The organism is Streptomyces neyagawaensis, assembly GCF_023516595.1.
Lineage (GTDB): Bacteria > Actinomycetota > Actinomycetes > Streptomycetales > Streptomycetaceae > Streptomyces > Streptomyces neyagawaensis.
The window spans coordinates 1-4968 of sequence record NZ_JAMGBG010000230.1 but is presented as its reverse complement, the minus strand read 5'-3'; the positions used below and the strand labels follow the sequence as shown (position 1 = coordinate 4968).

The following is a 4968-nucleotide window of genomic DNA, read 5'->3' as shown; positions in this document are numbered from 1 at the left end:
AGCTCGGCGGTGGCCCCTCCGGTGGCGGCCTCCTCGGTGGCGCCCCGCAGCGCGGCCAGGTCGGCGCCGGTCAAGGCCCGCGCGCGGCACTGCCCGGCAACCCCAGCGGTCCGGGCAACCCCGGTGGTCAGCGTGGGCCGCAGGGCGGTCCGCCGATGCCTCCGCAGGGCGGTCGGCCGGCTCCGGCGGGCGCCGGTGCCGGTGCGTTCGGCGGCGGTCAGGCCCCGGGTGCCCCGCAGGGCCTCCAGGCCGCCGGGCCCGGTGGTCCCGACACCAGGAACTTCGAGAACTTCAACGACTCCGGGCGCCAGGGCGGCTTCGCCGGCGGCGGCTCGGGTCTGCGTCCGGGCGGCAGCTTCGGTGACGGCGGCGCTCCGCGTCAGGGTGGCGCCGGTGACAGCGGTCCCGGTGCCGTGCCCCCGAAGCAGGGCAAGGAGCGTTCCGGCAGGCGCCGGCCGCAGCTGCCCGGCCGTGGTGGCCCGCGCGCCGAGCTGCCCGGCGGCAACGCCCCGCGCACGCCGAGCTGGAGCGACGAGAACGCCCAGCCGCCGGCGCCGCGCGCCTCGCTGGACGCCCCGCGCGGCCACGACGAGCAGCCGGACGTGACGGCACCGATGCCGCGGGTCGACCCGAACCAGGGTCCGGCCTCGACCTCGCAGTTCCCGCGCCCCGACTACGGCGCCCCGGCCACCGGGCAGAACGGCAGCGGATCCTTCGTGCGCCCCGACGTGTTCGGCGGGGCCGGCGCCCCGCCGGCGCCCGGCGGTCCGTCCCGCGGCGGCGCCGAGGACCCCTCGTCCACCGGCCGGTTCGCCACGGCGGGCTACGACGGCTCCGGCACGGGTCAGTTCCCCGTACCCGGCCGTCCGAACCCGCAGAACAACGGCCAGTACGGCGCCCCGGACCGGGCGAGCGGCCAGGACACCGGTCAGTTCGGCGTCCTCGGACGGCAGAACGGCCAGGGTCCCGGGCAGTACGACCCGTCCGGTCGGCAGAACCCGCAGGACACCGGTCAGTTCGAGCGCCCGCAGGTCAACGGCGAGAACTTCGGCGGGCCCCGCCAGCCGCAGCGTCCCCCGATGCCCCAGCAGCGCCCCGCGCGCCAGGAGCCGGAGGCGCTGCCGCCGGCCCCCGGCCCCGGCGACGGCCGTACCCCGCTGTACGACACGCTGGAGACCAACTGGTTCCACGGTCAGGGCGGCCAGAGCGGACAGAACGTCCAGGGTGGGCAGCAGCCGCAGCGGCAGCCGGGCAACGGCGTCGCCCCGCAGCGCCCCGTCCAGGCCCCCGAGCCCCCGGCCGCTCCGCAGCGGTCGGCGGCCCCCGCCGCGCCGGCGTCCGCCGCCTGGCGCAGCACCCCCAATGACGACCTGGTACGCCAGGCCGAACGCGTCCGTCAGCCGTCGGCGGGCGGGGTCACCACCTCCGGCCTGCCTCGTCGAGTCCCGCGCGCGAACCTCGTGCCGGGCACGGCTCAGCAGCAACAGCACCAAAGCGGTCCGCAGGTCTCACGTGCGCCTGATGACGTACGCGGCCGACTGACCAATCTCCGTCGGGGTATCGCGCAGGGTCGTCAGGTCGGCAACGGCCAGACCGGCAGCTTCCCGAACCCCACTCACCAGCAGGAGCGTTAGTTGAGCCAGATGAGCCAGGCGGCACAGAACCTCAACTGGTTGATCACCAACTTCGTGGACAACACCCCCGGGGTGTCCCACACCGTCGTCGTGTCCGCCGACGGTCTCCTCCTGGCGATGTCGGAAGGGTTCCCGCGCGACCGCGCCGACCAGCTCGCCGCCGTCGCCTCCGGGCTCACGTCGCTCACGGCCGGGGCGTCCCGGATCTTCGAGGGCGGGAACGTGGCCCAGACGGTCGTGGAGATGGAGCGCGGCTTCCTCTTCCTCATGTCCGTCTCGGACGGCTCGTCCTTGGCCGTCCTGGCCCACCCCGAGTGCGACATCGGCCTCGTCGGCTACGAGATGGCGCTGCTCGTCGATCGTGCGGGCGCGGTGCTCACACCCGACCTGCGCGCCGAACTCCAAGGCAGTCTGCTCCACTGACGCCTGCGGATCCACAGAACTCACCAAATCACCGTCCGGCCGACACAGTCCCCCCACCGGCCCCCGTCAGACGGCACGACTGACCGACTTGCTGTCCCGCTCGGAGGATCAATGACCCCGCCCACCGCTCCTCACGATCCGTACGCAGAGCCGTACGGAGACGAGGGCGACCAGCCGCTGGTTCGGCCGTACGCCATGACCGGTGGCCGGACGCGGCCGCGTTACCAGCTCGCCCTCGAGGCGCTGATCAGCACGACGGCAGACCCCGCGCACCTCATGGGGCTGCTTCCCGAGCACCAGCGGATCTGCCACCTGTGCCACGAGGTCAAGTCGGTGGCCGAGGTGTCGGCCCTGCTGTCCATGCCGCTCGGTGTGGCACGGATCCTCGTCGCGGACCTCGCGGAGGCCGGACTCGTCGCGATCCACCAGCCCGGTGGCGACGAGAACGCCGGTGGCGCGCCGGACGTGACTCTGCTGGAAAGGGTGCTCAGTGGACTTCGCAAGCTCTGAACAGGGTCGGGCCACCACCTCCGCGAAGATCGTGGTGGCCGGTGGCTTCGGCGTCGGCAAGACCACGTTCGTGGGTGCCGTCTCCGAGATCAACCCGCTGCGCACCGAGGCCGTCATGACCTCCGCGTCCGCGGGTATCGACGATCTGACCCACACCGGGGACAAGACCACCACCACGGTGGCCATGGACTTCGGCCGTATCACGCTCGACCAGGACCTGATCCTGTACCTGTTCGGCACGCCCGGCCAGGACCGTTTCTGGTTCATGTGGGACGACCTGGTCCGCGGTGCCATCGGCGCCGTGGTCCTGGTGGACACCCGCCGTCTCGCCGACTGCTTCCCCGCGGTCGACTACTTCGAGAACAGCGGGCTGCCGTTCGTCATCGCGCTCAACGGATTCGACGGTCAGCAGCCGTACACCCCGGACGAGGTGCGCGAGGCGCTGCAGATCGGACCCGACGCCCCGATCATCACGACCGACGCCCGTCACCGCGCGGACGCCAAGAGTGCGCTGATCACGCTCGTCGAGCACGCCCTCATGGCCCGCCTGCGCTAGGGACACGGCGCGGAAAACACCGCACCCGGGCCCAAATTACTGATCAAGTCCACAACTTCATACGGCAGTTGTCGTAGATACACCGATGCCGACTGTGTCGTTTGACACGGTCGGCGTCGGTGTTCATAACGTTTCGACAGAGAAATAGCGTGGTACGACCACGCGTCGCGGTCGATCAGTACCGCTGCGCTCACAATGCCCCCGCTTTTTGCCGGGCCTCGCTCTGTATGACCGTTTTATCTGGGACTTACATCACGCGGAATCGTTGCCTTCCAGTGTTTGGAACTGCGCAACGTGACGTGCTGGAATGCCTGAACTGCCCAATAGTCAAAGACGTACTAGGGCGTGGAGTCACCCGCGGCACGACGTAGGTGCCGGCGCCGAGAGGTTGTTGGTCGAGTGAGGCGAAGCAAGAAAGGTCCCGAGCCGTCGGCGCGGGGCAACTTCACCCCGCCGCCGCGCGGAGCGGCACCCGCACAAGTGACCGGACCGGAGCCGACGGCAGCTCCCGCGCCCAGCGGAAGCCGTCTCTCCCCTCGCAACTGGCGGGTACCCACCCGTCTGAACGCGATCCTGCTCATCCCCGTGCTGGTCGGCCTCGTCATGGGCGGCTTCCAGGTCAAGGGATCGATCAACACCTGGCAGGAGGCCCGCGACGCCGAGAAGGTGGCCAAGATCGTGGCCGCCGCCGGCGCGTACGCCGAGGCCCTGCTCAATGAGCGCGACCTCTCCGCCGAACCGCTGCTCCAGGGCAAGCGCGACAGCGACATCGTCAAGGACGCCCGCGCCTTCACCGACGAGAAGGCCGACGCCTTCCACACCGAGGTCGAGGGGATGCCCGACGGCCAGGGCCTGGAGCGCCGTCTCCGCCTGGTCGAGGAGGCCGAGCCGCAGCTCGACAAGCTCCGGCAGACCGCGTTCACCCGCGCCGCCGACCCGGTGCAGACCGAAGAGGGCTACGTCGCCGTCGAGCACCTGCTGATGGAGTTCTCCAACGAGCTCGGCCTCGGCACCGGCAACGTCACCGCCTACGGCCGTAGCGTCTACGCGATCGCCCTCGCCAAGGGCGCCGCCTCCCTCCAGCGTGCCATCGGCATGCACCTGCTGATCCGCCCCAGCGAGGACGAGACCACCTTCCGCCGGCAGGTCACCGCGTTCACCTCGTACGCCTACCTCGAGAACGTCGCCATCCAGGAGTACGTCTCCGGTGGTACCGAGGCGGACGCCGCCCGGCTCCAGCAGGTCCTCGAGCAGAAGGAGGCGGAGGGCAAGAAGCAGGTCACCGACGCCGCGGCCGCCGCCAAGGCCAAGGGGCAGAACTTCACCCCGCCGCCCTCCTCCATGCTGAAGATGATCGAGGCAATAGGCAGCGGGCGGTCGCCCGACGAGCTGAAGGCCCTCGGCGTCACCCCGACCACGTGGATGGCCGCCTCCACCCTCAAGTTCGAGGGGTACAGCGAGGTCGAGACCGAGCTGATCAACCGCGCGGTGGACGAGGCCGGCACGATCGCCTCCGACGCCCAGCGCGATGCCTACATCAACGGCGCGATCGTCGTGGTCGCCCTGCTCGCCGCGTTCATCATCGCCGGGATCATGGCCCGCCAGATGAGCCGCTCGATGCGCCAGCTGCGCAACGCCGCCTTCGGCATCGCCGAGCAGCGCCTGCCGATGCTGGTCGACCAGCTCTCGCGCACCGACCCCGGTCGGGTGGACACGCGGGTGGCGCCGATCCCGATCACCACCACGGACGAGATCGGCGAGGTCGCCCGCGCGTTCGACCAGGTCCACCGCGAGGCCGTCCGGCTCGCCGCCGAGCAGGCCCTGCTGCGGGGCAACATCAACGCG

4 protein-coding genes and 1 pseudogene are annotated in these 4968 nt (G+C 71.1%); all 5 read left to right on the top strand.

The genetic code is table 11. The annotated features are described in order from the left end of the window. Positions 1-1634: pseudogene (locus M8J73_RS44355) on the top strand (nitrate- and nitrite sensing domain-containing protein); the annotation flags it as partial. A 9-nt stretch (positions 1635-1643) separates the two neighbouring features. After that, a complete protein-coding gene (locus M8J73_RS44350; RefSeq protein ID WP_003973453.1) occupies positions 1644-2057 on the top strand; it encodes a roadblock/LC7 domain-containing protein in 414 nt (137 codons plus the stop codon). A 111-nt stretch (positions 2058-2168) separates the two neighbouring features. Next, positions 2169-2567: a DUF742 domain-containing protein gene (locus M8J73_RS44345; protein ID WP_009314205.1), complete on the top strand. Its 399-nt coding sequence runs from the start codon at positions 2169-2171 to the stop codon at positions 2565-2567. Next, positions 2548-3123: a GTP-binding protein gene (locus M8J73_RS44340; RefSeq protein ID WP_249829919.1), complete on the top strand. Its 576-nt coding sequence runs from the start codon at positions 2548-2550 to the stop codon at positions 3121-3123. The genes M8J73_RS44345 and M8J73_RS44340 overlap by 20 nt, the downstream gene beginning before the upstream one ends. A gap of 399 nt (positions 3124-3522) precedes the next feature. Continuing rightward, a partial coding sequence (locus tag M8J73_RS44335; RefSeq protein WP_249829918.1) for a nitrate- and nitrite sensing domain-containing protein occupies positions 3523-4968 on the top strand: 1446 nt, incomplete at its 3' end.

What these genes read in the sequence shown, in the direction of transcription:
- M8J73_RS44350 (WP_003973453.1), top strand. Translation starts at nt 1,644, where the DNA reads ATGAGCCAGGCGGCACAGAACCTCAACTGGTTGATCACCAACTTCGTG.
- M8J73_RS44345 (WP_009314205.1), top strand. Translation starts at nt 2,169, where the DNA reads ATGACCCCGCCCACCGCTCCTCACGATCCGTACGCAGAGCCGTACGGA.